We start from the raw sequence: 23205 nt of genomic DNA, 5'->3' as shown, positions 1-23205 counted from the left end.
AGAAGGGAGCGCTTGATGAATATTCATTTTAACACCCGCGAGCCCGTTTACGCACAAGTTGTCCGCTACTTTAAAGAGCAAATTGCTACTGGGAAGCTTGTTGCTGGGCAGGAAATCCCCTCGCGCCGAGAACTTGGCGCGACATTAAAAATCAATCCAAACACAGCACAACGTGCCTATAAAGAAATGGAGGATCAATTGTTGATTCATACTGAACGGAACAAACCTAGCCGGATTACGTATGACCAAGACGTACTTGACTCAGTCCGTGATGAATTAATCCAGGAGTCAGTTGATACATTTTTGCAAGCAATCCGCACTATTCAAGTTCCGCTCGACGAAGTCATTGCCATGATCCAAGCTCGCTATAAGGAAGGGGAAACGGAACATGATTGAAGTGAAAAACGTATCGAAAAAATATGGCCGCAAAGCAGTGCTGCATAACGTCTCGTTTACGGCCAAACGCGGGGAAATTACTTCGCTTATCGGCATTAATGGCGTCGGCAAGACGACTGTCCTCAAAATGATTGCGAACTTAACGCCTATAAGTAGCGGGGAAATCAAGATTGACGGCAGCAAGCTATCGCCAAAGGGATATGAAACGTTGACATTCATCCCTGACGTCATCCCGATGCCGCCCTCAATGACGATTGACAAAGCAATTGTTTTTATGCGCGACTTTTATAAAAGCTGGAACGATGAGCGCGCCAATGAACTCGTTAAATTCTTTAAACTTGATCGTGCGGCGAAAATTGCTGATTTATCGAAGGGGAATACAGCCAAAGTGAACCTCCTCCTCGGCCTATCGCTAGATACACACTACGTGCTTATGGATGAACCGTTTTCAGGCATTGACATTTTCAGTCGCGAACAAATCACCGATTTGTTTTCCAGCGGCTTTCTCGAAGATCGCGGCGTCATCATCACGACTCATGAAATCAATGATATTGAACATTTAATAGACAAAGTCGTCTTTCTTGATGAAGGGCGTGTCCTCAAACAGTTCGATACAGAAGAAATGCGCCTAGCTGAAGGCAAATCGATTGAAGATGTGATGCGTGAGGTATACCAGTCATGAAAAGCTATTTAAAGTTGGTTGATTTTGAACTGAGGCGCGTCATGCCTTTGTTTCTCGGAGCACTTGGCTTGTTTGCGCTCATGCAGTTTGCTGTCGTTTTCATCTACACGCAAAGTACATTAACGGAATACAACGCTCATTTGGCGTCTGGGCGAACCGCTGCTGAGTTCTTAATGGAGAACGGCCCTATTTCCATGAACTCGTTTTTATTCAGCTCCCTTTATGTAGGTCCGTTGCTATTTCTATTTGGCGCCCTCTTTTGTTACGCGTTGTTGATTTGGTATAGGGAGTGGTACGGCAGCCACCCTTTCATACACAGGCTACTCATGTTGCCAAACAGCCGGATGCACGTTTATTTTGCTAAACTAGCAGCCATCGTTTTCATGGCGATCGTCGTTTATGCATTCCAATTGTGTCTGTATCCACTCCAGGACTTGTTTTTATCGCTACGGCTGCCAAACGAAATTTTACAGACAGACAGTTTGAATACAACACTTGATTTTGTTTTTATTCATGTGTTTGACACCGAAAACTACTTGATTGATCTGTTTATGATGTTCGGCTGTGGCCTGTTCGCATTAACGACGATTTTTACAATGGTTTTAATTGAGCGGTCTTTTCGCTTAATCGGGATTGCCTTTGCGCTTTCTTATGGTGGGGTCGTCCTATGTGCGGCGACCGTCCCTCTCGGAATGCTGTCAGGGCGAATTTATGATTCAGAGCTTTTCTTTGTGGCGATTGCGTTAGTCACTCTGTTAATCGCCATTAATCTTCTGCTGTCCAGACGGCTAATTGCCAAATATGTGACGGTGTAGGAGGCTTTATGATGAAACGATATTGGTATAGCATGACATTGATTGTGTTTAGTATTGTCGTCTTTAGTTGGTTGGCTATTAGTTACACACTTAAGCAGCAAGATATAAAGGAAATCGCTGATGGCATTGAACTTAAAACGGTATCTGGCTCAGAGGACGTCATTGATGGTTTTGGCGTACAAGGGCAAGGGGACAACACCCATAATGTTCCTTTATATGGCAAGGCAAATAAGCCGTCTTTTCTTGAATCCCTTGATGCTACCCCAAATCCTGCGATCAATGAGTTGCAAAAACAGTTCCGCTCCTTTTTTAGAGGAAAAGATACATGGAACTCTCTATATGTAGATCAAGACTTTATTGTCCATATTGATGTTCCCTACCAGTCTCATCCGATCGAAAAACCATCGTCATTGCAAATTAGCTGGCTCGATCGTTCGGAAGGGCAATCTTTGGACTTTCAGATAGAAACCACGCCGACTAAGCAAGTTGACTTGCTTGACATCCAGATTCGCGATTCGCTTTTGCATATGACATTGCTCGAATCCGTTGGCAGCAGTGAAGTGGTTTCCCTTTACAAAATTGATCCTCAAAGCAAACAAATTGAAGAACGCCAGGAACTGGCCCATTTTAGTAGCTCTGAAGATTACGTAAGCACCATAAGCAAAGCCGATATTTACTTAGACTCATACCCTTCTAGCTTTTATTCGCCGAACGGCTATTTAACTTGGGCAATTGAACACGTATCGCCTGAAGGAAATACGGAAATCGTTCAAGTTTATTCGTACAACTATGACAGCGAGGAACTTGATGTCTTATCTAAAAGCAATGATAAAAGCGAGGAAGATCAACGAGCTTTGGCTATAGATGACATGATTGGCTATGAACGTTTTCAAGTAGGGAACGAACTAATGATTTTACAGTACGATGGAAGCTACTTATCGTATCAACTTATTAATTTAGAAGAACTTGATGGAACGCTTCCTGAAGCAACCACCATTGAGATCGATGGAGAAGTAGCTGGTGTTGCCTGTAAAGACGGGGTGTTGTATGTGTTTGCCGTAGATTTACAACACCAAGACACACTTGCATTCATTAAAGCCATTCACTTAAGCTCCAGCGAAACCGTGTACGAAGGGCAATTTGTTAATAAGGGAGATACCTCGGTCTTATTTAACTGGCTAGATGTCTATTACGAAGGTCCGCTATAACACAACAAACCGTTAGGCAGTTGGGAAATTCAATTTTCAACTGTCTACTTTTTTCTCCCTGACAAGGCGCGTTCTCCCCCTTTTGATAAACGTTCCTTGATTGTAAAAACTGATAACAAATCCTCTCTTTTACTAATGTTTCCTTAGATCCTCTTGGCTACAACTACACCAATGCCTAATCCAAAGAAAACGAGCATGAGATAAATTAACAATGTTCCCACCTGAATGGACGTATAGCCATTATCATGAGCCCAATCAATAATAGGGCACTGATAAACAAGACCGCTATGAATGCGATTGCTAAAAAACGTTCTGCTAGAAATTCAGAGCGTTCATCGGATGTTGGCACTTTTTTGTCTTTTCGTGAACGGACACTAATGAAGTAAATGATAACGCCAGTAAAACGCCGCCTGCGATGGCAAATAGCATCGTATATTCATGTCCGTCATTCAGGAAGTAAATTGCTAAAAACCCGCCTACTAAAGAAGAAACGAAAATAAGCAACCATGCCAAACCTTTTTGCCGTGTCATGTTATTCATCCTCCTTTAATGTAAAAAGCTCATCAATCGGGACATCGAAATAATGGATCAACTTAAGGGCAAGTTCTAAACTTGGATTGTATTTATGTTTTTCAATCGCATTGATCGTTTGTCTGGTGATACGTAAATCTTGTGCCATTTGAACCTGCGTGATCCCTTTTTGTTTTCGGATGGCTCGGATTTTGTTTTCCACTGCCATTACCCATCACCTCAAAAAAGTAAATATATCTTTACATATTATGATATGCCCGTTTGCGTAAAAATGTAAACATATCTTTACACATTTGTGAACAATTTTTCCCCACACAGGCAAGCATTGAGAGAAATAGTAAAAAACAAAAAAAGAGCATCTTTTTAGACGCTCTTAATCATTGGTTCCCGCCAGTCTTGGACAAATTCCTTTATCTATGAATCATTGCTCTTGTTTTCAATATTAAGCTTCGTTGCTTAATGGGGACAATCGCTGTTTTAGTTGCCCCTTGCCGTTTGCGCACAATCGACATATTGCTTAGCGAGTTCCGTCAAACGCGGCCAATCGCGGGCAGCGATGATGTTTTTGTCGAGCAAAGAGCCTCCTGCACCGACTGCAACTGCGCCAGCTTTTATAAACGAGGCTAAGTTGGTTAAATCAACGCCCCCTGTCGGCATCATCCGCACCATCGGCAGTGGCCCTTTCACTGATTTGATAAAAGAAGGACCAACGCAATCAGCAGGAAACACTTTCACGACATCAGCGCCCCATTTTACTGCCTGGTAGGCTTCCGTAGGCGTAAACACGCCAGGAATGACAATCGTCTCCCGCCGTTTCGCCACTTCAATCGTACCTTTGTCGAGAATAGGGGCAAATACAAACTTAGCCCCAGCGTCAATGGCCGCTTCAGCTTGTTCTGAACTTAACACTGTACCGGCACCGACGACAGCACGTTCGCCAACGAGCTTGCTTAAGCGCTCGATCACACCTAAAGCATCGTCTGAATCGAGCGTAATTTCTAAACCGCTAATGCCACCCTCAATGAGCGCACTGGCAATGTTTTCAATGTCTTCAACAGGCAGCTTTCTCATAACAGCCACTACCCCAGAAGACAAAAGCTTGTCTAAACTCATAGGGAAACCCTCCACAGTTGTCTTTGTACTTGGATCTTCATTAGTATAGGAGCTTATTGCAAACGTTGTCAATCAACAAAAACGCGATCACGAAATCAAATAATCGGTTGCCGTTTGAAATCCTTGTTTTTTTGCGTAGGCTAAATCGAATTCCTCATCTACATGCATGCAGCACACAACAGACCGGTTCTCTTCAGGGACAAGTTCGATCAGCTTACGTAAGGACAAGTGGACATTTCCTGGATAATCGGCCGTGCATGTGTCTTGGTAAAAGACGTCATATTGTCCTGCTTTTAATTTTTGCAACACGTCGGCGCTGATTGCATTGGCATCGCCGCTATAGTAAATGTGGTTGCCTTTCGTGTTAATTTCGTAGCCAAAGCAAAGCAGATTTTCAGCATGCTGCACTTGTACAGGTACAAGCTCGATCCCGCCGCAGCCTTCGTACATATAGGCATCTTTTATTTCTTGCCAAAAGACATGGGTATCGTCTACTCCATTTCCTTTCAACACTGCCTTTATCGCCGGCAGCAATGCTTTAGGTGCTAGCACTGTTACTTTTGCTTGAAATGCTGGTTCCATTTTAAAATAGGAGTAAAAAATCAAATCGCCAAGGGAGCCTATATGGTCAGGGTGAGTGTGGGTCATGGCGACGTGTATCGTCTTAACCCCGTCTAATACATGAAACGATTGCAAACGATGAAACGTAGAGCTGCCGCAATCAATCAAAAAAAGCTGGCCACTTTCTTTTGCCATGATGCCGTTATTGCCTAGTTTTGTATGAAACGCACTGCCACAACCAATAAAAGTAAACACGAATGCACCTTCCTTTCTTTCTATTAAAAATACCATAACTTGCCCCTCTAAAAACAGGATTGCATTTTCTCACCAACTAGCCGTATAGTGGAAAACGAACAACCTTTTTGTAGAAAGGTGTGCAAGCGAATGAAAATTAAAAGCGGGGTTGAACAAGCTGTTTGTATCCTTGTCATTTTAGCAACGCAAACAGGGCAGCAACACGTCAAAAGCGATACCATTTCCGCCCGTCTCCGCGTTTCTCCTTCTTATTTAAAGAAAATTATGCGCAAACTTGTCATCAGCAAGCTCATTACGAGCGTGCCTGGCAATAGCGGTGGCTTCGCCCTCGCCAAATCGCCTGAAGCGATCACCATGCTTGATATTCTTGAAGCCATTGAAGGAACAAGCCCATTCTTCCAGACAGAAGGCTTGATCCAATATGTTTTCCCTGAGACTCCTGCAGCAGAAGCCGGTTCAAAACGGCTTGAAGCCATTTTTCTGGAAGCGCAAGAACAATACATGGCTAGCTTGGCCAAAACCACATTGGCAGAAGCGATTCATCAGACGTTAAACCGAGAAAAGATCGAGCTCGTTGACTGGAACCGCGCCCTCGGTTCTCCTGATATTGCCCAATTAAAAGAACAGAGAAATCACTAGACGGACAATGGCATTGCTTTTTTCGGGCTAGCTTACTGTTTGCCGTTCAAACGTTTTCGCAACTGATAGAAATAGGCGACAATCCGCATCAACCACTTTGGCACTCGTTTCGGAAAATAACGTTGTCCATAATGGCGCTCATAACCTCTTTTTAAGTCTTGCCATTGTGTGCATTGCTTTTTTTGGGAAAAACGAGCAATATCAATTAAGCGGACAGCGCCTGTTTCTGTCAGCAGCAAGTTATGCAAGTGGATGTCAGACGGATTTAAGCCGGTGCTCCTTGCCAATTCAAGGGCTTTGTCGACTTGGGCAACATGGTCCCTCGTAATTGCCACGCCTTCTGCTAAGCAGTCAAAAAACGTTTTCCCACGAATGAAATCCATGACTAAGTATCCTTCACCCGCTTCGTAAAGGCGAGGGAAAAACGAAATACCCGCTACTTTCTCATAGTTGCGTGCCTCTTCCATCGCCAAATGCTCGAACGGCGGATAAAACACTTTGATCGCCCGCTGTTCCCCTGTTATTTTAAAGACGTATGCACTCCTGCCCTTGCCAATTAGTTCCCAATTCTCAGGAGTGTTGTTTAGCGCTATATTCCTGCCTTGTTTTACAAATACAATGTTGGCCAATTCATCTCTATAGATCGTAGACGTCTCCGCATTCATCGTTTTTTTGACATTCGCTTTGCCAACTCTTTTTTGACAACCGGCAAGAGGTGTTTTTGTGCTTGTTTGACCCCTTCCCGCACAGCTTTTGATTTTAGTAGCTTTGTTATTTTCGACATATCCGATCTCCCCCTTATGTTTTCTGGTAACCGCCGCAGGCAAAAGCACGCAAAAAAGACCTTTGCCCACAGTATGGACAAAGGTCTCGCAAGCAGCTCATGAAGCCTGGGCTGCCAGCAGTGCCGAGGATTGCTCCTGTAATGACGACAGCTGCTTTTATGCTACTCCCCTTTGGGAATTTCCATTTGATTTTGTTTAACTATACGATATCCTTGTTTTATCTGCAATAGAATCCATGCTTTCACACAGAGTCTTTACAAATCATTTACGTTTTGGGTTGAGTCCCACTTAATGCAAATGCTTGGTTTCGTTGCGTTCTTTTTTGCGGTAAAAATAGCCCCAATAGACGCTGGCCACCATTCCAGGCACAGCAGCAATTGCTGCCGCTACCCATAAATCGCCTCCTCGCAGCTGACCATCGGCCCAAAAGTAGTGGAAAAGGTAGCGTAAACCGGCGCCAGCTCCGCCTCCAACAAGAGCGCCAAAAAGCAAAAATCCAGCAATAATCAACAATGTGTGTCGTTTCATGTTCGTTTCCTTTCCTAACTAAAGGTGTTACTTTGCTATTTCACGTTTGCTGTTTGTTTAAACATTACAAAAGCACGGCAAAGAACTCCTATGCTAAACTAGAAAGAGAAATTTACACTGTACCTTTTTCATCAAAAGGAGTTTATATAATGAGCCATCTCCACACGCTTAAGCAAATTTCCCAGACGTTAAATGCCGAGAATGACTTGAAACGTATGCTTGACAACGTGTTGCACACATTGCTTGCGGAGCTCGATTTTTCGAGCGGCTGGATTTTTTTAATTGATCAAAGGGGAAACCATACCCTTTATGCTGCAAGCGGCATTCCTCCTGGACTCTCGCGAAAAAATTGCGCCCCGCTTAAAGACGGCGGTTGCTGGTGCAAAAACCAATTCCTACACGGGACATTGGAACGGGCTGTTAATATGATTGAATGCCAACGTTTAGAACGGGCCATTGAACGAAGCTGGGGCGACACAAATGGCATTACCCATCATGCTACGGTTCCCATCTATGCAGGTGAGGAGCCCCTTGGCATCTTAAACGTTGCCCATCCCCAAAAACACCATTATGCACAAGATGAACTGGAGTTGTTAGAACTCATTGCTTTGCAAATCGGAACAGCGATCAAACGTGTTGAACTTGTTGCCTTTGAAGCAGAGCAGGCTGAATTAAATGAACGGCAACGGCTGTCGCAGGATCTCCATGATTCAGTCAACCAATTGCTTTTTTCCGTAAACATGACGTTGCAAGGGATGGCTATCCGGACAAAAGACGAAGAAATGAAAGAGAAAATGACTGACGTTTCCAAATTGGTAAGCGCAGCATTGGGTGAACTACGGGCCATTATACGAGGCCATTCAGGAGAGGAATTAGAGGCGGGACTGGCACAGGCAGTTGAACAGTACAGCCGCTTAATCGGCATTTCCGTACGCCTCCTCCTTCCTACTGAGATTGACTGGCCAGCAAAAATGGAGTTAGCTACTTACCGAATCATCCAAGAAGCATTAAACAATTGTAAAAAACACGCTGGCGTGAAAGAAGCAATGATTTCTTTGACAAAAGCACAGGGGGAGTGGTTTTTAACGATTTCTGATCAAGGCGATGGCTTTGAAACAAACCACGTGAGCCGCAGACAAGGGCTTGATTCGATCCGCAAACGGGCAAAAGAACTAGGCGGGCAGGCGTTATTGGCCTCAACGCCAGGGAAGGGAACGACGTGGGAAATTCGCTTTCCTGATAAAAGGGGGGAAATGGAATGAGAATTTTGCTAGCTGACGACCACCATGTTGTCCGCAAAGGGCTCGCCTATTTTTTAGAAGCCCATCCCGACATTGAGATTGTCGCTGAAGCGAGCAATGGCGAAGAAGCGGTTGCATTGTATGAACGCCACCGCCCTGACATATTATTGATGGACATTGACATGCCAGTCATGGATGGTATTAAGGCGACACAAGTGATTTTACGTGATTATCCACAGGCAAAAGTGTTTATGTTGTCAGGCTATGGAGAAAAAGACTTTGTGATTCAAGCACTGCAAGCGGGAGCCTGTGGCTATCAGCTAAAAGATGTGGAACCTGACGTGTTGATCCACACGATTCAGGCCGCTAATAGCGGGGAACTTCCCCTTGACCCGCGGATTATGAAGCATGTACTCACCCATGTGGCGCGCCCGGCCAATTCTGTCGCCGACAAAGTGAACCGTTTGACGGAAAGAGAAGTCGACGTGCTGAAAGAAATCAGCACTGGCAAGAGCAATAAAGAAATCGCAGCCGCACTGTTTATTTCCGAGAAAACGGTAAAGACCCATGTTTCCAATCTTCTTGCCAAATTGGAGCTTCATGATCGGACGCAAGCTGCGTTGTTTGCGATTCAAGCAGGGATTGCTAAGCCCATTTCATTTTTGGATGAACAATGAACTCTACTTCTTCCCCATTTGGATGGACAAAATAAAGCGACTCTTCGTCTCGGTTAAGGAGAAACCGATCGGTAAGCACAAAGCCGCGTTTTTTGATATTTTCCAGCACAGCAAACGCTTCATGATCGGCTAATGAAAAAGCGAGATGGAGCGTTTGCCCTCCTGGTTCTGTTTCCACGAGTTCCAGCGTGAACGGCCCTTTTCGGAAAAAGGCAAAGCGCTCCTCGCCCGTACTTATACACCATTCCCACCTGAAGCCAAGCGTTGCTACATAATAAGGCCAGGCTGCCTGTAAATCAGCGACAGCCAGGCCAAGATGATGGACCTTCACGGCCGCGCCTGCTTCATTATTAAATTCATATCGCCGAACTCATGCCACAAATAACGATGGGCAATCGCTTCCTTGTAAATGGCTTTTACCCCTGCTTCCTCGGCAAAAGTTTGCAACAGATCAATATGGCTCGCTTCCTGTTCGTGAAAACCTGTCAACAACCCATCGACGGCGGTCAGCTTGCTTGTACGGGAAAGATAGAGTGACGTTACCCCAGCTTGTGGAATGATAGCCGTGCCATCGCTTGCTGTTTCTAGAGCACGGACGACTGTCGTTCCGACGGCGATCACCCGCCCTCCATTCGCTTTGGCGTCGTTTATAATTGTCGCCTGCTCGTCTTCAATGGAGAATGCTTCCGGATGAAGCGCTGGATTTGGCCATTTGTCGTCGCCATAATAGCTTAAACCGGCATGAAGGGTTACAAAAGCAAGGCGAATGCCCTGTTTTTGTAAATTGGCAAGCATGCGCCATGTAAATGCCCGTCCTGCAGAAGGCATTTCGACCGATCCAGGAATGCTAGCGTAGACCGTTTGGTAATCTTGCAATGGCCAAGAGCGGGCCACATGCTCATAGCGAATCACATCCCCTTGCCTATAAAGCTCACGGAGGAGCCGGCCGGAACTACAGGAAAAAACAAGCCTGACTAACGGCGGCTCTGTCCCAGGGCCTGTTACAAGTGCCTTTAGCCCATGCATAAACACAAGCTTCTTGCTGCTTTCCCCTAGAATAAGCCCATCCCAAATGCCGTCTTCAACTTCACGGGATAAACGGACACGGACGCCATCAACCGTTTTTAGTTCAGCCGGGATCGTGCGACTATTATTAAATACGAGCACATCGCCAGCTTCCAACTGGTTAGCTAATTGGGAAAATTCCCCATGTACAATTCGTCCACTGTCACTCCAATATGTTAGCAAACGAACACCGTCCCGCTTTTGCCCCCGTTTCTCAGGAGGCGTGTCTGCATCTAGTCGCTTTTCTGCCGGAATCAACATCATCGCTCCCCCTCCTTCTGTTGGTGGACGATCGCTTCTTCACGGCTGCCGTTTGCGGCTCCTTCCTCAATTAAATAGTCAAAGACAGCCAAACGCTTTTGCGGCGGATCAAGGGGATAATCGCAATCAGGCAGCGCTTGGGCGTGCATGTCTGTATCCATTTCGCCAGGATCGACAAGATGGAATCGGACATTGCTGTCAGCGACTTCATCGGCCCACGTTTGTACCATGCCCTCGACTGCAAACTTGGAAATGCCGTAGGCGCCCCACTCGGCAAACCCTGTCTTTCCTGCTTCTGAAGTGAGCGTAATGACAATGCCATTATCACGGGCAAGCATCGTCGGCAAAATTTGCTTTGTAAGGAAATACGGAATCAGTGTATTTGTTAACAATACCTCTTGAAAAGCGGCATCTGGATAATCAAGCAACAAGCTTGGCCCAGGCCCGAAAATCGACGCATTGTTAATCAACACATCCACTTTGTTATACCGTGCCAGCGTAAGGGCAGCAAAGCGCTCCGCATCTTCGGCTTTCGCCATATCACCTGCTACCGCAACGACCGGTATATTTTCAGCCTGCAGCGCCGAGGCGAGCTGCACTAAGTCATCCTCCGTCCGTGCGGTCACCGCAAGAGCGTACCCCTTTCTTCCGTAATGCCAAGCTAAAGCACGGCCCAGCCCTTTTGTCGCTCCCGTAATCATTACAATTGTTGTCATTTCTATCCCTCCCTAAGATGTATACTCTCATCTTAAGAAAACGAGCCTCTTCCTGCTTCAGCAGGCAGGTGTAAATGTGGTTCCACCTTTCGTTCTGTCGCGTATACATCTTTTGGTGTATGAATAACAGGTTCGCTTACGTCCTAACAAATGAATCCCTCCGGTTCATTTTGTAGCTAAACGCTCAACCTTTTTTGTTCGCCTTGGTTACAAGCGTTTTCTATCAGTCTGAGTATGGAGAGGGGGTTCATCAAGGTTTAGTCCTATTGGATGTTATCGGATAAATGGTATAATTTTTAAAACCTTTTGTGTGAGTGATACTCAATACAAATACTGATTGAAGAAAGGTAATTTCAAAAATGGAGAATTTCATTCGCGTTAAGACAAGGCAGGAATTAAGAGATTGGCTTGAGGAACATTCAACGACAGAAAAATGTTGTTGGATCATTGTAAGCATGGCTGAACAACCAAATGTTATCCAGTATGTAGATGCTGTGGAAGAAGCATTATGTGTTGGTTGGATTGATGGCATAAAAAAGAAAATATCAGATACTGAACTAGCCCAAAGGCTTTCCCCGAGAAAAAAGAACAGCCATTGGACAGAATTAAACAAAGAAAGAGTACGGAGATTAGACAAATTAGGTTTGATGAGAGAAGGAGGAATGAAAGCCCTACCCGATATGCGACCTGAATCTTTTACAATTGATAAAGATATAGAAACTCGTTTGAAAGAAGATGAGCAATTATATCAGAACTTTATTCATTTTCCTGAACTATACAGAAGGATTCGAATCGATACGATACAAAGTTATCGAAATGAACCGGATATTTTCAATAAGAGGTTGAAAAAGTTTATTGACCATACAAGAGAAAATAACATGTATGGTCAGTGGAATGACAACGGTCGCTTAATCGATTATTGAAGAAAGGAACTTACAATTGAAATTAGAACGTTTGATATCGATCATATTCAAGCTCCTAAACAATGAAATTTTGTCCGCTTCTCGTTTAGCTGATGAATTTCAAGTATCATCGCGAACAATTTATAGAGACATTGAAGCCATTTGTGCGGCTGGGATACCAGTCGTTTCATACCAAGGTACGAACGGCGGGTTCGGTATCATCAAAGGGTATAAATTTGATAAAAGCTTAATCGGTTCCCATGACCTATCGAATCTCATTATGGTGCTTCGTAGTTTATCGGGTATTTTTGAAGATAAAACGATTGACCATACGATAGAAAGACTAAAATCACTCGATCCAAGTGGAAACAATGGAATTTTATCAGTTGACTTAGAAAGCCATCGAACAGAAGCAAATTCATTAATCGATCTACGAAACGCGATACAAGAAAAAAGGGTCATTCGCTTTGATTATGTAAGTACGAAAAACGAATGGACATCACGGGAAATAGAACCGATTCACATTCAATATAAGTTTCGTAACTGGTATTTATATGGCTATTGCAGAGAACGGCGCAACTATAGAGAATTTAGAGTATCACGCATGATGAATATTACGCTGACGGAAGAGACATTTCCCAAAAATCACGACATGAAAAGGGACCCCTCTTTTTCAGCTAAAAATCTAGAACGATTTGAGGATGTTGTCATTTGGGTGAGTCGCGATTCCTTAGTAGAAGTGTTGGACCAATTCCAGCATGCTTCAAAAGTCAAGAACAGTGATGGAAGTATGACGTTTACTATTTCTGTGTTTCAACCTTTACATGCTCGATGGTTAAAAACGATTCTTTTAAGCTTCGGCAGTGGCGTTAAAATTGTAAAACCTGTGGAATTACAAGCGGTTTTAGTAGATGAGGCAAAAAAAATAATAAATGTTTATCAAGATGTATGACAGGCTGTTGTCATACATCTTTTTTTATACTACAACTATCAACCGTTAAGGAGTCGATGTGAAAAATGAACCATGCAAAAAAGATGTACCACTATCATGTTTGGGCGAATCAAGTATTACTGGAAAAAATGAAGGAATTGCCAAGCAATGTCCTCTATGAAGAGGTGCGTAGTTCGTATCCGACGATTGCGCAAACGTTTAGCCACATTTATGTGGTAGATGTAATGTGGCTCGCAGTCCTAAAAGGAATCGATATGCAAGAAGCATTGGAAGAATCGATCGCCCTTGTAGAAAAGACAAATGGATATTCTATAGATGAATTTGTTCAGTCTTTTGAACAACTAGCTTCACAGTATGACGAGTGGATAAATCGCCAAAAAGACTTAGAACAAAAAATACAAGTCAATAATCCATGGTCTGGCGCTAGAGAAACGGCTTACGCAGAAATTTTACTCCATGTTGCCAATCATGGCACGTATCATCGAGGCAACATCACAACCATGTTAAGGCAACAAGGATATGCTTCGACAATGACTGACTTCTCCTTGTATTGGTACCAAAGCTAGGCACAAAAAAGGGCTGGCAGCGAAACGCCGCCAACTCTTTTTTCTTAATGAGCATGTTGCAAAAATTGCGTACGGATCGCGTGTGCGACGCCGTCGTCATTATTGGAAGTTGTGACGATATCGGCAGCGGCTTTTAGCTCTGGTATACTATTTTCCATTGCTATGCCGCAGCCAGCATATTCGATCATCGACAAATCATTGCCATTGTCGCCGATGCCCATTACTTCTTCGCGCTTAAAACCAAGCTTTTCAGCAAGATGTTTGACCGCATTGCCTTTGCTGACGAGTGGATGGAGAATTTCATAAAAAAACGGCGCGCTCTTGACCATGGAATAACGTTCCTTTAAAGCAGCGGGAATTGCCGCAATCGCCTGATCCAATTTTTCAGGTTCATCTATATACATCACTTTTGGCACGAGTATCGATGGATCTGCTTCTTCTACTGGACAATAACGCAACGGAACTTTTGTCAGAAACGATTCATACACGGTATAAGGGCTAATGTCCCGATTTCCAGTGTAAAGCCGCTTATCGTCAAAATAATGCATAGGCGTATTTAACGTTTTTGCTAGTTCGTCTAACTCGACTAAGTCGTTATAGCGAAGTGTGTGTGAAACTACGACTTGATTTGTATGTGTATCTTGTACAAGTGCCCCATTGTAGGCGATCACATAGTCGCCTTTTTGGTTCAATTCCAACTCGTGCAAATAGCGGGTGACGCCACCTAAAGGGCGCCCAGTACAAAGAACGATTGTCGCCCCCGCTTGGCGCGCTTCTAAAAGCGCCTTTTTCACTTCCAGTGTCACTTCATGATGGTCATTTAACAACGTCCCATCCATATCAATCGCAATCAATTTGTACATATTTTCCACTCCTACGCTTCTCTCTTTTCGATATGCCTCCTTGGGAGATTCCCTTTCCCAAGCAAGGGTTACTGGAACAGCGTACTCACCGATTGCTCCCGATGAACTCGGTAAATTGCTTCCGCCAACAGCGGAGCAATTGAAAGCACAGTCAAGTTCCCGACCTTTTTATCTTCGTCTAATTCAATTGTGTTGGTGACGACAATCTCTTTAATTGGCGCAATTTGCAACCGTTCAATCGCCGGTCCTGTCAAAACAGGATGCGTACAACACGCATAAATCACACTCGCTTTTTTTTCTTGCAACGCATTGGCCGCTAATGTCACAGTGGCCGCCGTATCAATTAAGTCGTCAACAATAATCGCTTCCCTTCCCTCTGTGTCGCCGACGACGTTCACAGCTTGTGGAAACCCTGGTTCTGGGTGGCGTTTATCGATGAAGGCAATCGGCGCATCCAAATATTCCGCTAACCGCCGAGCGCGGCCAAGCCCAGAATGATTTGGCGCCACAATCACAGGTTGCTGAAGCGCTTTGTTTTGGAAATAACGCGCTAAAAGCGGCAGCCCTTGAAGAGGGTCAACAGGAATATTAAAGAACCCTTGAATTTGCGGAGCATGCAAGTCTACAGTTAAAATCCGGTCTGCCCCTGCCGTCTCCAGCAAATTAGCGACCAGTTTGGCTGCAATCGGCTCACGTGCCCGAGCTTTGCGGTCCTGGCGAGCATAGCCAAAATAGGGAATAACCACATTGATTTCTTTTGCAGACGCCCGCTTTAGCGCATCGATCATAATCAAAAGTTCCATTACGTGCTCATTGCCAGGCTGTGATGTGGATTGAACGACAAACACTTCAGAACCACGGACACTTTCCTCGATATTGATTTGCACCTCGCCATCACTAAAGCGTTTGACCGAACTTTTTCCAACTGCACAACCGAGCAAAGAAGCGATTTCATTTGTTAGCAATGGATTGGAGCGAACAGTAAAAAGCTTAAACTTTTTTTTGTCAATAGAATAACCCACATGCATCCCTCCGCAATGTGTCTCTCACATTCGATTTTAGCCTACTTTGCTGCGAAGCACAACGTGGCGTCATCGGCAACCATTTACAGTGAAACCAAGCAAACGAAAAAAACTGCCGACTTCTCCTTACTTAAAGGATCGTTCGGCAGGTATGTTTTCTTAAAACCCTCTTGTGGTCATTGTTAGTGGCAACGCCTCTGGCTGTGTACAACTGCTCTTCATATAATAAGAGCGCTCATTCTCAGATGAGGCAAGGACGCCATGCATAGCTTCAAGGACATGGTAAGCCATGCGCGCATTTGCGCGGTGCGGACGGCGTTCTTGAATGGCATGAACCATATCAAGCACGCCGAGGCCACGGCTGTTGTCTTGGAAGCCATAAATGAGCGGAACTTCTTGAAACTCTTGTTCTCCTTGCCTTTTCACATAAACAGGCCCGCCAAATGTATTCGGATCAGGCAAAAGCAGCGACCCTGTTGTGCCGTGCACTTCTAAGTTCGGCGTTTTTGAGCCCCATACATCAAAGCTTGTAACAAGCGTGGCGATTGCCCCATTTTCAAAATCAAGCACACTGGCTAAATGGGTTGGCGTCTCCACGGATATCGTTTCGCCAAATTTTGGCGCAGACGTGATCATCCGTTCTGTATATGCCTTGCCAGCCGAAGCCGTCAGACGCTTAATTGGGCCGAGCAAGGAGATCAGCGCAGTTAAATAGTACGGGCCCATGTCAAACATTGGACCAGCCCCGACTTTATAAAAGAAGTCCGGATTTGGGTGCCAGCTTTCTGGGCCATGGCTCATCATAAACCCGTTTGCCGAAACCGGTTTTCCAATCCAGCCGTCATCAATTAGTTTTTTACACGTTTGCAAACCACCGCCAAGAAATGTATCAGGAGCGGCCCCTAACAGCAGCCCTTTTTCGTCGGCAAGCGCTTGCAGTTCATCTGCTTCCTCAAGCGTAAGCGCTAATGGTTTTTCGCCATATGAATGTTTGCCCGCTTCAAGCGCCCGTTTATGGACGACATAGTGGGCAGATGGCGTAGTTAAATTAATAACAATGTCAATGTCTTCATTGGCAAAAAAATCATCCATTTCCATTGCTTCCACGCCGCTGTAGCGGTCCGCCTGCTTCATTGCTTGCGCAAAATTCAAGTCTGTACAGGCAATAATGTCAATCGCATCAAACCGGTTATTCATTTGAAAATAAATGTCACTAATATTCCCGCAACCGACAATGCCAGCCTTTAACGCTTTCATGTCACCACTCTCCCTTCAGTCCACCACATTATAGCGCTTTCATTCTAATTCGTAAATGAAAAATAGCAACTGATTTCAGATTTAATTGCGATTAAGGCAGACAGGCATCAGCTGGATGGGAAACGGTTGTGCTGGTTCTAAAAAATTTCCCATCCAGCTAGCCTTCCCGTGAATTGGGTAAAGAGGAAATCCATAAAACTCCTCTGTTTAGCTAACTATCTAATGTAATCTGTACAAATTTGTTAATCTTCCATCGTATCAACCTTCAAACCATTTCATATACTGTCTAATACCTAATGTGTATTCCTGAATAGTGTTCTCACATTTTCTCTCCTACTTTTCATTAAGAGAAAAACTGTTTGTATTTGCCTCCTCCCTTGTAAATTATGATGGATTCTCCGTTTTAACAATACATCAATATAAGGTTCTCCATAAATAAAACGTTGCATAGGCTTCCCAATTTGTCCAAGCCGCAGCATACTCTTTGATTTCTTTTATTGTTGGTTTTGTTTCGGATCCTGTGAGTAGCTTAATTACATTATGCAAACCGACATCATCGATTGGAAAAGCAGCAGGAAATCGTAAACATCGCATTAGAACGTAATTGGCTGTCCAAGGACCAATGCCTCGTATTTGAATTAAGTTTTTTTCAGCATCTTTAAAGTCCATTTTTATTAATTTTTCCTTCGACAATTCTCCACTTGCCATAAGCCTAGCAATTCCAATGATATATTCACTTTTTTTTACGGTCATTTTAATTCCTGCTAGGTCGGTAGTTGTCAACTGTGCAATTCGTTCGTACGGTGGGAAGACCCAATACTTTTTACCATTCCATTCGATGGAATCGCCAAATCCTTCTACAAATTGCTTTTTTAATGAGTACGCAAACGCTAAGTTAATTTGCTGCCCTAGAACACCCCAACATAAAGCCTCAAATAAATCGGGAATGCCGACGACTCGCAATCCATAAAATTTTTCAACCGTCATTTTAAGTAATGGATCTGCTTTTGCCATTTTATAAAATGGGGTTAAATCGTTATCAAGATCAAACCATTCATGAATATATTTTACAAGTTTTTCTCGTTGCCACTTTTCGGTAGGTCTAGAATCATTTAAAAACTTGACAACCATCTGTTTATTATCAATGACGCTTATCTGTATCAAGGACCGAATTTCCCCAATGGCTATCATTCTTGTAATGATATCGTTCTCGATTTCATACATACATTCATTTTTTTCCCTTTTTAGATAGCCTAGGTTAACATTCATGTCAAACTCTTCAGGTAATGCAATAATCATATCATCGTTGATTTCATCCCATTTCACTTTTTCATGCTCCTCACTTTATGACTTTTTCCTAAGAAAACTTACACTGATTGACGTTTCACTTTACCACATAATAATTAGTACGAATTTTGTTATCTTGCTATTACATTCTAAACACCTTATATTTTTCTATTTATGAGGTTATAGTGTTAGTTATCAAAGGTTCTAAAAAGCGTTCAAGATATAAATGTCAGATGCTTAAACTAGGATTCCATTCAAAACGAATGAGGTTTGCAAAGCTTACAGTAACAAAATACGAATGTGACTCCTTCATAGAACTTTATAGTGAAGAAGAGTCATACAAAACGGCCATTAAAGGGGATCATTGTGAGAAGAGGTGGGAGTAATGCCGGATCGTATCAATCATTCATTTCAACATCGTGATGGGGTTTTGACTGACGAGAACCTGATGACAAAGGAAAAGTGGCAAGCAATTATAGAGAATGATGCCTCGTACAATAATCAATTTTTCTATGCCGTAAAAACCACAAGGATCTTCTGTAAACCGTCATGCAAATCTCGCGTTCCTAAAAAAGAAAATGTATGTATTTTTTCAAACGCAAAACAAGCGCTCCATGCCAATTTCCGCCCTTGTAAACGTTGCAAGCCTACGAATGAGAGCTTGCCTGATCGTGAATGGGTGGCTCTTATAACCGAATACATCGATAAAAACTTCATCGAAAAGCTAACTTTAGAAACGTTAGCAGATATGGCTCACGGGAGTCCCTATCATTTGCATCGTACGTTTAAAAAAATAAAAGGCATCACACCCGTTGAATATATCCATCAGGTTAGATTAAACGCTGCTAAAGAATATTTGATTCACACAAATAAAGCGATTGCGGATATCGCCATAAGTGTAGGTATACCTAACACGTCCTATTTTATTACTTTATTTAAGAAGAAAATGGGACATACACCAGCACAATTTCGTCAAATGAGTAAAATGGAGGAACTGTAAAATGGAATCAAACAACAAACCAACCTTATATTGGTCTTTGCTAACGTTTAGAGATTTGAATTTTTATATCGCTTCAACCTCTAAGGAACTGGTGTTTGTTGGTTCACCGAACGAACCATTTGAGGAATTATCCGAATGGGCTAAAAAGCGCTTTAGTGGAAGTCCTTTAGTGGAAGCTGCTGAAAAGCTTGAGCCTCATGCGGTTGAAATTACCGAGTATTTGGAAGGAAAACGGAAAACATTCACTGTTCCATTTGATTACGATGGAACAGCATTCCAGCTTGCAGTCTGGAACGCACTTTGTGCCATTCCGTACGGACAGACTAGGTCCTATTCCGACATTGCCAATTCTATAAATAAACCAGCAGCCGTTCGAGCTGTAGGAGCGGCGATTGGGGCGAATCCAGTATTAATAACCGTACCGTGTCATCGTGTAGTAGGAAAGAATGGATCATTAACTGGCTACCGTGGCGGATTAGAAATGAAGACACGGCTTTTGGATTTGGAAAGACAAGCCTCAGCTAGCAATGAGTGATTATTGCCTTACAATGGTTGGAAAGTAGGTTCCCTCATGAAAAGTGGATTGTTCTATAAGAATCCGAAAACCATGCTTTCTTCCTGGGTATACTCATTCACTAAATCCTTATACAGGCTGCTCATTTGGGTGTTCATAGTGTGATGTGCGCCAAATGCCTATATCCCTCTTTCGAGCAGGGAAGATATTCACAAGCGTTTTACACACTATGCTTCCCCTATTCCGACAAGACTTAACATTCTCTAACTGCTTGCTGAATTCGGTATTACTGCACAGGTTGCCGGCAGCGGTTGTAAACGCACACACAGAATGGGCTATACAAGCCAAGAGTATATTCTTGCTAATGTCCATCAAATCCTCGGCCAAATACTCATTTTTCAAATTTCAGGAAATCAAAACAACATCTACTTACTTCAATAAATCTTTACCAGAAATTAAAGTTTTCACAAGCAGACGTGATAAAAAACAATGACTTACCGTTTCTTCACAATGTGCACCAAAAATATTTTCCTTTAGATGAGGATATGGATATTGAAGAACGAGCCCATCAATACATTATTCGTAAACAGTTTGATAAAGCATTAACTTTATTGGATTTAGCCGAACAACAAAATGGAAAAAACAAATTTAATTTATTTTATCGGGCCATGGCAACCGATAATTACCACATATATAAAGAAGCACTTCACTTTGCGATGATGGACGGAGAAATAATTTACTCTAAATGGATGTTTAATAAGTTTGAAAAGAAGTATTTAATAAAATAATAAAATTGGAGAGTACTGTAAAAAAACGACCCGATCTCGGGCCGTTTTTTTTACTCCTTCATCCTCTTCTTAACGTCGCCCTCCATCTCTTGGGCTTTGCCTTTTAGTTTGTCTTTCTTGCCGTCTGCTTGCATTTTTTTATTGTCTGCCGCTTTTCCGGCAGCTTCTTTGGTTGCTCCTTTTGCTTTGTTTGCTGCGCTTTTCATTTTGTCGGTTGTTCCGTTTGCCATCGATAACGCCTCCTTTTAGATGTGTATTTATCTAAATAGACGCTATCGGTCCATGTTAAACTTCTTTTTCTGCCGTTACTCAAATGGATACGTAATGCCCCATTGGCGGCGAACGGTATCCATTAGCTCCATTACATCGCGGGAAAGCGCTATATGTGTGTCTCCTTGGCCGGCTATTGCTGCTTCCATCGCTTGTATTTCATATTGGAGGGCATGTTCTGTATCGCCTGCTGTGATTTCCTCGGTTGAGCCATCAGGATAAGTGAGCAGCGCGGATTGGGCCCGTGGGAAGTCATCGACGGTTATGTAGCCCCCTTCACAGGCGACAATGCCTCGTTTTGGCATTTTCGAGCGCATTGCTAGTGCAATCGTCGCCAGCTGTTCTTGTTTGTTTTTAAGGACAATTCCCGACTGTTCATCAACGCCTGTTTCAAACGGCTTGACCGTCGTCAACACTTCATGTGGCTGGCTATCTAAAAAAAAGCGCGCAAACGATAACGCGTAGGTGCCAATGTCTAAAATCGCCCCGCCGGCAAGTTCTTTATTGAAAAAACGATTTTGCGGGTTCGCTTCCTTTAAACTGCCAAATGTGACGTTGATCATTTTGACTGGCCCTAACGCATTTGAATGAATCAACTGTTGCAACTTGGCATAGAGCGGCATGTGAAAAAGGGTCATTGCTTCCATCAGCACAAGTTGTTTTTCTTTTGCAAGACCCATTAATTCTTCAAGCTGTTGGCCGTTTACCGTGATGGCCTTTTCGCATAAAACATGTTTTCCATTTTGTAAACTTTTTTTAATGTATTCATAGTGGTTGGAATGGGGCGTTGCAATATAAACGGCGTCGATGTTTTCATCGTGAAGCATGGAGTCATAGCTTCCAAACGCATGCTTGACACCAAATTTGCTTGCAAACGCCTGCGCTTTTTCAATCGACCTTGAACCGACTGCATAAATCGTTCCGTTGATGTTGTTTAGTGCTTGGGCAAAATCGCTGGCGATTGCTCCTGGGCCAAGTATCGCCCAATTGATCGTTGTCATGCTATCTCCTCCAAGGCGTTTTTTCCTAATCGTACCTGATCTGTGCCATGATATGCCAGCATTCCGCTTGAAAACGGCAAAGCCCCGGTGCAAGCGGAATGCACCAGAGCTTTGTTATTTGCTTCTTAATGGCGCTCCTGCGCCTGCCCATTTTCTGATCGCATTTAAAAGCGGTTTTCGTTTTTCGCCAATTAAGCCTATACACTCTGCACATAGTTGGATCAGCAAAGCGACAACGATCAACACGAGCAGTGAGAACCATAAGCTCGACATGGACAAAAGAATCGCACATGCCGCGAACAGGAGGCTAACGCCATAAATCGTCAACACCGCCTGCCGGTGGCCGTACCCTCTGTTTAATAAGCAGTGGTGAAGATGGCCTTTATCCGGCGAACCAATTTTTTGTCGGTTCAGTTTGCGGCGGATAATCGCAAACACGGTATCAAGAATAGGTACGCCGAGTATGAACAAAGGCACCACGATGCTGACAATCGTTACACTTTTGAAAAAGCCCATTGTTGATAAAATCCCGATCATGTACCCGAGAAACAGCGAGCCTGTATCGCCCATGAAGAGCTTCGCTGGATGAAAGTTAAATATCAAAAAACCGCCAACACTCCCAATTAAAGGGAAACCAAAGGCGAAGACAAGCCCATAAGCTGCTGGGTTTCCTGCCGCAATGACTAGCATTGTGCTTAGCGCGATGACGGCGACGCCTGCGGCAAGCCCGTCCAAGCCATCAATTAAATTAATGGCATTCATCATCGCGATCAGCCATATCACTGTTACAATGCTGCTTAAAATGCCTAAGTCAATCCGCTCTCCAAACGGGATTGAAATAAAGTCAATCGACACTCCTGAGCCAATGACGACGATCGAGGCGGAGAGAAGTTGAAACAACAACTTCGTCCTTGCTCGGAGCGCAAACTTATCATCAAGTAAGCCAATGGCTATGATTGGTAAGGCGCCTGCCAAAATCGCGACTGTTGTTTGCCAATCAGCCGCCAACTGGTCTGCCACTGCCAACAATCCGATTCCTGTCCCAAAAATAAATGTTAAACCGCCTATCCGAGGCATTGGTTTTTGATGTACTTTTCGCTTGTTTGGCTGATCGACAAAGCCAAAGCGATGTGCCCATTTGATCACAAGGGGTGTGACCGCGATGGCTGCCGCAAAGCTGCTAATGATTGCAAGTATGTAAGCTTCCATGTTTGCCACCCTCGCTTTTGCTATTCTTTTTATCAAGTTGCTACTTAAGCAAGAATAGCAAAATCCATCGAATAAAAGGGACAATTTACATGTTCTTCATG

At 43.7% G+C, this 23205-nt stretch carries 30 protein-coding genes and 1 pseudogene; 14 read left to right on the top strand and 17 right to left on the bottom strand.

Annotated elements, in window-relative coordinates; all coding sequences use genetic code 11:
* Positions 1 to 15 precede the first annotated feature (15 nt).
* The 4 genes from N6H06_RS05405 to N6H06_RS05390 are packed head-to-tail and all read left to right on the top strand — an operon-like array spanning position 16 to position 3101.
* Positions 16 to 396, top strand: a complete 381-nt coding sequence (locus N6H06_RS05405) for a GntR family transcriptional regulator (protein WP_062746263.1) — start codon at positions 16 to 18, stop codon at positions 394 to 396.
* Positions 389 to 1078 carry an ABC transporter ATP-binding protein gene (locus N6H06_RS05400; RefSeq protein WP_263705814.1) on the top strand — a complete coding sequence of 230 codons (690 nt, stop codon included), beginning with the start codon at positions 389 to 391 and terminating at the stop codon, positions 1076 to 1078. The genes N6H06_RS05405 and N6H06_RS05400 overlap by 8 nt, the downstream gene beginning before the upstream one ends.
* Entirely contained in the window at positions 1075 to 1893 is an 819-nt protein-coding gene (locus N6H06_RS05395; RefSeq protein WP_212954183.1) for a hypothetical protein, read from the top strand. Before N6H06_RS05400 ends, N6H06_RS05395 begins: the two co-directional genes overlap by 4 nt.
* Positions 1894 to 1904: 11 nt before the next feature.
* Positions 1905 to 3101, top strand: a complete 1197-nt coding sequence (locus N6H06_RS05390) for a hypothetical protein (RefSeq protein WP_263705813.1) — start codon at positions 1905 to 1907, stop codon at positions 3099 to 3101.
* Positions 3102 to 3416: 315 nt separating this feature from the next.
* On the opposite strand, the gene N6H06_RS05385 is transcribed toward N6H06_RS05390, so the two are convergent.
* The 4 genes from N6H06_RS05385 to N6H06_RS05370 form a co-directional block, all read right to left on the bottom strand.
* Positions 3417 to 3632, bottom strand: coding sequence for a hypothetical protein (locus tag N6H06_RS05385; RefSeq protein WP_062746255.1), 216 nt, complete (start codon positions 3630 to 3632; stop codon positions 3417 to 3419).
* Between the two features lies 1 nt (position 3633).
* Positions 3634 to 3840 carry a helix-turn-helix transcriptional regulator gene (locus N6H06_RS05380; RefSeq protein ID WP_062746253.1) on the bottom strand — a complete coding sequence of 69 codons (207 nt, stop codon included), beginning with the start codon at positions 3838 to 3840 and terminating at the stop codon, positions 3634 to 3636.
* 269 nt (positions 3841 to 4109) lie between these two features.
* On the bottom strand, positions 4110 to 4745 hold the full coding sequence (locus tag N6H06_RS05375; RefSeq protein ID WP_263705812.1) for a bifunctional 4-hydroxy-2-oxoglutarate aldolase/2-dehydro-3-deoxy-phosphogluconate aldolase: 636 nt from the start codon (positions 4743 to 4745) through the stop codon (positions 4110 to 4112).
* An 87-nt stretch (positions 4746 to 4832) separates the two neighbouring features.
* Positions 4833 to 5597, bottom strand: coding sequence for an MBL fold metallo-hydrolase (locus N6H06_RS05370; RefSeq protein WP_062746250.1), 765 nt, complete (start codon positions 5595 to 5597; stop codon positions 4833 to 4835).
* Positions 5598 to 5690: 93 nt separating this feature from the next.
* Between N6H06_RS05370 and N6H06_RS05365 the strand changes: the two genes are divergently transcribed.
* Complete coding sequence (locus N6H06_RS05365; protein WP_062746248.1) at positions 5691 to 6200, top strand: RrF2 family transcriptional regulator; 510 nt, start codon at positions 5691 to 5693, stop codon at positions 6198 to 6200.
* A gap of 32 nt (positions 6201 to 6232) precedes the next feature.
* On the opposite strand, the gene N6H06_RS05360 is transcribed toward N6H06_RS05365, so the two are convergent.
* From N6H06_RS05360 to N6H06_RS05350, 3 genes are all read right to left on the bottom strand, one after another.
* Complete coding sequence (locus N6H06_RS05360; protein ID WP_062746247.1) at positions 6233 to 6865, bottom strand: hypothetical protein; 633 nt, start codon at positions 6863 to 6865, stop codon at positions 6233 to 6235.
* Complete coding sequence (locus N6H06_RS05355; RefSeq protein ID WP_255222684.1) at positions 6862 to 6984, bottom strand: hypothetical protein; 123 nt, start codon at positions 6982 to 6984, stop codon at positions 6862 to 6864. The genes N6H06_RS05360 and N6H06_RS05355 overlap by 4 nt, the downstream gene beginning before the upstream one ends.
* A gap of 289 nt (positions 6985 to 7273) precedes the next feature.
* Positions 7274 to 7513, bottom strand: a complete 240-nt coding sequence (locus N6H06_RS05350; RefSeq protein ID WP_062746244.1) for a hypothetical protein — start codon at positions 7511 to 7513, stop codon at positions 7274 to 7276.
* Positions 7514 to 7662: 149 nt separating this feature from the next.
* Here N6H06_RS05350 and N6H06_RS05345 point away from each other — a divergent pair, with 149 nt between their 5' ends.
* Together N6H06_RS05345 and N6H06_RS05340 are read left to right on the top strand one after the other, a co-directional pair.
* Positions 7663 to 8775 carry a GAF domain-containing sensor histidine kinase gene (locus N6H06_RS05345; RefSeq protein WP_263705811.1) on the top strand — a complete coding sequence of 371 codons (1113 nt, stop codon included), beginning with the start codon at positions 7663 to 7665 and terminating at the stop codon, positions 8773 to 8775.
* A complete protein-coding gene (locus tag N6H06_RS05340; protein ID WP_263705810.1) occupies positions 8772 to 9431 on the top strand; it encodes a response regulator in 660 nt (219 codons plus the stop codon). The genes N6H06_RS05345 and N6H06_RS05340 overlap by 4 nt, the downstream gene beginning before the upstream one ends.
* On the opposite strand, the gene N6H06_RS05335 is transcribed toward N6H06_RS05340, so the two are convergent.
* The 3 genes from N6H06_RS05335 to N6H06_RS05325 are packed head-to-tail and all read right to left on the bottom strand — an operon-like array spanning position 9400 to position 11473.
* A complete protein-coding gene (locus N6H06_RS05335) occupies positions 9400 to 9762 on the bottom strand; it encodes a VOC family protein (RefSeq protein WP_062746239.1) in 363 nt (120 codons plus the stop codon). The genes N6H06_RS05340 and N6H06_RS05335 overlap by 32 nt on opposite strands.
* On the bottom strand, positions 9759 to 10760 hold the full coding sequence (locus N6H06_RS05330) for an S-adenosylmethionine:tRNA ribosyltransferase-isomerase (RefSeq protein WP_062746238.1): 1002 nt from the start codon (positions 10758 to 10760) through the stop codon (positions 9759 to 9761). The genes N6H06_RS05335 and N6H06_RS05330 overlap by 4 nt, the downstream gene beginning before the upstream one ends.
* On the bottom strand, positions 10757 to 11473 hold the full coding sequence (locus N6H06_RS05325; RefSeq protein ID WP_062746236.1) for an SDR family NAD(P)-dependent oxidoreductase: 717 nt from the start codon (positions 11471 to 11473) through the stop codon (positions 10757 to 10759). The genes N6H06_RS05330 and N6H06_RS05325 overlap by 4 nt, the downstream gene beginning before the upstream one ends.
* A gap of 359 nt (positions 11474 to 11832) precedes the next feature.
* On the opposite strand from N6H06_RS05325, the gene N6H06_RS05320 reads away from it, so the two are divergent.
* The 3 genes from N6H06_RS05320 to N6H06_RS05310 all read left to right on the top strand — a co-directional run bounded on the left by N6H06_RS05320 (position 11833) and on the right by N6H06_RS05310 (position 13893).
* Positions 11833 to 12396: a YdeI/OmpD-associated family protein gene (locus N6H06_RS05320; RefSeq protein ID WP_062746232.1), complete on the top strand. Its 564-nt coding sequence runs from the start codon at positions 11833 to 11835 to the stop codon at positions 12394 to 12396.
* A 16-nt stretch (positions 12397 to 12412) separates the two neighbouring features.
* Positions 12413 to 13327 (top strand): helix-turn-helix transcriptional regulator, encoded by a 915-nt coding sequence (locus N6H06_RS05315; RefSeq protein WP_263705809.1) that lies wholly within the window; start codon positions 12413 to 12415, stop codon positions 13325 to 13327.
* A gap of 65 nt (positions 13328 to 13392) precedes the next feature.
* On the top strand, positions 13393 to 13893 hold the full coding sequence (locus N6H06_RS05310) for a DinB family protein (protein WP_263705808.1): 501 nt from the start codon (positions 13393 to 13395) through the stop codon (positions 13891 to 13893).
* A gap of 44 nt (positions 13894 to 13937) precedes the next feature.
* Here the strand turns inward: N6H06_RS05310 and yidA are convergent, their stop codons facing one another.
* The 4 genes from yidA to N6H06_RS05290 all read right to left on the bottom strand — a co-directional run bounded on the left by yidA (position 13938) and on the right by N6H06_RS05290 (position 18361).
* The gene (gene yidA / locus N6H06_RS05305) at positions 13938 to 14756 is read right to left on the bottom strand and encodes a sugar-phosphatase (RefSeq protein ID WP_062746227.1); all 819 of its coding nucleotides are present in this window, start codon (positions 14754 to 14756) and stop codon (positions 13938 to 13940) included.
* A 68-nt stretch (positions 14757 to 14824) separates the two neighbouring features.
* On the bottom strand, positions 14825 to 15784 hold the full coding sequence (locus N6H06_RS05300; RefSeq protein WP_062746225.1) for a ribose-phosphate diphosphokinase: 960 nt from the start codon (positions 15782 to 15784) through the stop codon (positions 14825 to 14827).
* 153 nt (positions 15785 to 15937) lie between these two features.
* Positions 15938 to 17035 (bottom strand): Gfo/Idh/MocA family protein, encoded by a 1098-nt coding sequence (locus N6H06_RS05295; protein WP_263705807.1) that lies wholly within the window; start codon positions 17033 to 17035, stop codon positions 15938 to 15940.
* Positions 17036 to 17449: 414 nt separating this feature from the next.
* A complete protein-coding gene (locus tag N6H06_RS05290) occupies positions 17450 to 18361 on the bottom strand; it encodes a DNA glycosylase (RefSeq protein WP_263705806.1) in 912 nt (303 codons plus the stop codon).
* 346 nt (positions 18362 to 18707) lie between these two features.
* Here N6H06_RS05290 and N6H06_RS05285 point away from each other — a divergent pair, with 346 nt between their 5' ends.
* The 4 genes and pseudogenes from N6H06_RS05285 to N6H06_RS05270 all read left to right on the top strand — a co-directional run bounded on the left by N6H06_RS05285 (position 18708) and on the right by N6H06_RS05270 (position 20624).
* Positions 18708 to 19322 (top strand): bifunctional transcriptional activator/DNA repair enzyme AdaA, encoded by a 615-nt coding sequence (locus N6H06_RS05285; RefSeq protein ID WP_263705805.1) that lies wholly within the window; start codon positions 18708 to 18710, stop codon positions 19320 to 19322.
* Position 19323: 1 nt separating this feature from the next.
* Positions 19324 to 19857 (top strand): methylated-DNA--[protein]-cysteine S-methyltransferase, encoded by a 534-nt coding sequence (adaB, locus tag N6H06_RS05280; protein WP_062746216.1) that lies wholly within the window; start codon positions 19324 to 19326, stop codon positions 19855 to 19857.
* A gap of 36 nt (positions 19858 to 19893) precedes the next feature.
* Positions 19894 to 19993, top strand: a pseudogene (locus N6H06_RS05275) (radical SAM protein); the annotation flags it as partial.
* Between the two features lie 388 nt (positions 19994 to 20381).
* A complete protein-coding gene (locus N6H06_RS05270) occupies positions 20382 to 20624 on the top strand; it encodes a hypothetical protein (RefSeq protein WP_062746215.1) in 243 nt (80 codons plus the stop codon).
* Between the two features lie 50 nt (positions 20625 to 20674).
* On the opposite strand, the gene N6H06_RS05265 is transcribed toward N6H06_RS05270, so the two are convergent.
* From N6H06_RS05265 to N6H06_RS05255, 3 genes are all read right to left on the bottom strand, one after another.
* Entirely contained in the window at positions 20675 to 20854 is a 180-nt protein-coding gene (locus N6H06_RS05265; protein WP_263705804.1) for a CsbD family protein, read from the bottom strand.
* Positions 20855 to 20929: 75 nt separating this feature from the next.
* Positions 20930 to 21895, bottom strand: coding sequence for a Gfo/Idh/MocA family protein (locus tag N6H06_RS05260; protein WP_263705803.1), 966 nt, complete (start codon positions 21893 to 21895; stop codon positions 20930 to 20932).
* Positions 21896 to 22009: 114 nt separating this feature from the next.
* On the bottom strand, positions 22010 to 23104 hold the full coding sequence (locus tag N6H06_RS05255; protein ID WP_263705802.1) for a glycosyltransferase family 4 protein: 1095 nt from the start codon (positions 23102 to 23104) through the stop codon (positions 22010 to 22012).
* Positions 23105 to 23205: the final 101 nt, after the last annotated feature.

This window comes from Shouchella tritolerans (assembly GCF_025770735.1).
GTDB lineage: Bacteria > Bacillota > Bacilli > Bacillales > Bacillaceae_D > Shouchella > Shouchella tritolerans.
The sequence above is the reverse complement of the archived record's forward strand: the minus strand, read 5'-3'. Positions and strand labels throughout refer to the sequence as shown.

What these genes read in the sequence shown, in the direction of transcription:
- N6H06_RS05405 (WP_062746263.1), top strand. Translation starts at nt 16, where the DNA reads ATGAATATTCATTTTAACACCCGCGAGCCCGTTTACGCACAAGTTGTC.
- N6H06_RS05400 (WP_263705814.1), top strand. Translation starts at nt 389, where the DNA reads ATGATTGAAGTGAAAAACGTATCGAAAAAATATGGCCGCAAAGCAGTG.
- N6H06_RS05395 (WP_212954183.1), top strand. Translation starts at nt 1,075, where the DNA reads ATGAAAAGCTATTTAAAGTTGGTTGATTTTGAACTGAGGCGCGTCATG.
- N6H06_RS05390 (WP_263705813.1), top strand. Translation starts at nt 1,905, where the DNA reads ATGAAACGATATTGGTATAGCATGACATTGATTGTGTTTAGTATTGTC.
- N6H06_RS05385 (WP_062746255.1), bottom strand. Translation starts at nt 3,632, where the DNA reads ATGACACGGCAAAAAGGTTTGGCATGGTTGCTTATTTTCGTTTCTTCT.
- N6H06_RS05380 (WP_062746253.1), bottom strand. Translation starts at nt 3,840, where the DNA reads ATGGCAGTGGAAAACAAAATCCGAGCCATCCGAAAACAAAAAGGGATC.
- N6H06_RS05375 (WP_263705812.1), bottom strand. Translation starts at nt 4,745, where the DNA reads ATGAGTTTAGACAAGCTTTTGTCTTCTGGGGTAGTGGCTGTTATGAGA.
- N6H06_RS05370 (WP_062746250.1), bottom strand. Translation starts at nt 5,597, where the DNA reads ATGGTATTTTTAATAGAAAGAAAGGAAGGTGCATTCGTGTTTACTTTT.
- N6H06_RS05365 (WP_062746248.1), top strand. Translation starts at nt 5,691, where the DNA reads ATGAAAATTAAAAGCGGGGTTGAACAAGCTGTTTGTATCCTTGTCATT.
- N6H06_RS05360 (WP_062746247.1), bottom strand. Translation starts at nt 6,865, where the DNA reads ATGAATGCGGAGACGTCTACGATCTATAGAGATGAATTGGCCAACATT.
- N6H06_RS05355 (WP_255222684.1), bottom strand. Translation starts at nt 6,984, where the DNA reads ATGTCGAAAATAACAAAGCTACTAAAATCAAAAGCTGTGCGGGAAGGG.
- N6H06_RS05350 (WP_062746244.1), bottom strand. Translation starts at nt 7,513, where the DNA reads ATGAAACGACACACATTGTTGATTATTGCTGGATTTTTGCTTTTTGGC.
- N6H06_RS05345 (WP_263705811.1), top strand. Translation starts at nt 7,663, where the DNA reads ATGAGCCATCTCCACACGCTTAAGCAAATTTCCCAGACGTTAAATGCC.
- N6H06_RS05340 (WP_263705810.1), top strand. Translation starts at nt 8,772, where the DNA reads ATGAGAATTTTGCTAGCTGACGACCACCATGTTGTCCGCAAAGGGCTC.
- N6H06_RS05330 (WP_062746238.1), bottom strand. Translation starts at nt 10,760, where the DNA reads ATGATGTTGATTCCGGCAGAAAAGCGACTAGATGCAGACACGCCTCCT.
- N6H06_RS05325 (WP_062746236.1), bottom strand. Translation starts at nt 11,473, where the DNA reads ATGACAACAATTGTAATGATTACGGGAGCGACAAAAGGGCTGGGCCGT.
- N6H06_RS05320 (WP_062746232.1), top strand. Translation starts at nt 11,833, where the DNA reads ATGGAGAATTTCATTCGCGTTAAGACAAGGCAGGAATTAAGAGATTGG.
- N6H06_RS05310 (WP_263705808.1), top strand. Translation starts at nt 13,393, where the DNA reads ATGAACCATGCAAAAAAGATGTACCACTATCATGTTTGGGCGAATCAA.
- yidA (WP_062746227.1), bottom strand. Translation starts at nt 14,756, where the DNA reads ATGTACAAATTGATTGCGATTGATATGGATGGGACGTTGTTAAATGAC.
- N6H06_RS05300 (WP_062746225.1), bottom strand. Translation starts at nt 15,784, where the DNA reads ATGCATGTGGGTTATTCTATTGACAAAAAAAAGTTTAAGCTTTTTACT.
- N6H06_RS05295 (WP_263705807.1), bottom strand. Translation starts at nt 17,035, where the DNA reads ATGAAAGCGTTAAAGGCTGGCATTGTCGGTTGCGGGAATATTAGTGAC.
- N6H06_RS05285 (WP_263705805.1), top strand. Translation starts at nt 18,708, where the DNA reads ATGCCGGATCGTATCAATCATTCATTTCAACATCGTGATGGGGTTTTG.
- adaB (WP_062746216.1), top strand. Translation starts at nt 19,324, where the DNA reads ATGGAATCAAACAACAAACCAACCTTATATTGGTCTTTGCTAACGTTT.
- N6H06_RS05270 (WP_062746215.1), top strand. Translation starts at nt 20,382, where the DNA reads ATGGATATTGAAGAACGAGCCCATCAATACATTATTCGTAAACAGTTT.
- N6H06_RS05265 (WP_263705804.1), bottom strand. Translation starts at nt 20,854, where the DNA reads ATGGCAAACGGAACAACCGACAAAATGAAAAGCGCAGCAAACAAAGCA.
- N6H06_RS05260 (WP_263705803.1), bottom strand. Translation starts at nt 21,895, where the DNA reads ATGACAACGATCAATTGGGCGATACTTGGCCCAGGAGCAATCGCCAGC.
- N6H06_RS05255 (WP_263705802.1), bottom strand. Translation starts at nt 23,104, where the DNA reads ATGGAAGCTTACATACTTGCAATCATTAGCAGCTTTGCGGCAGCCATC.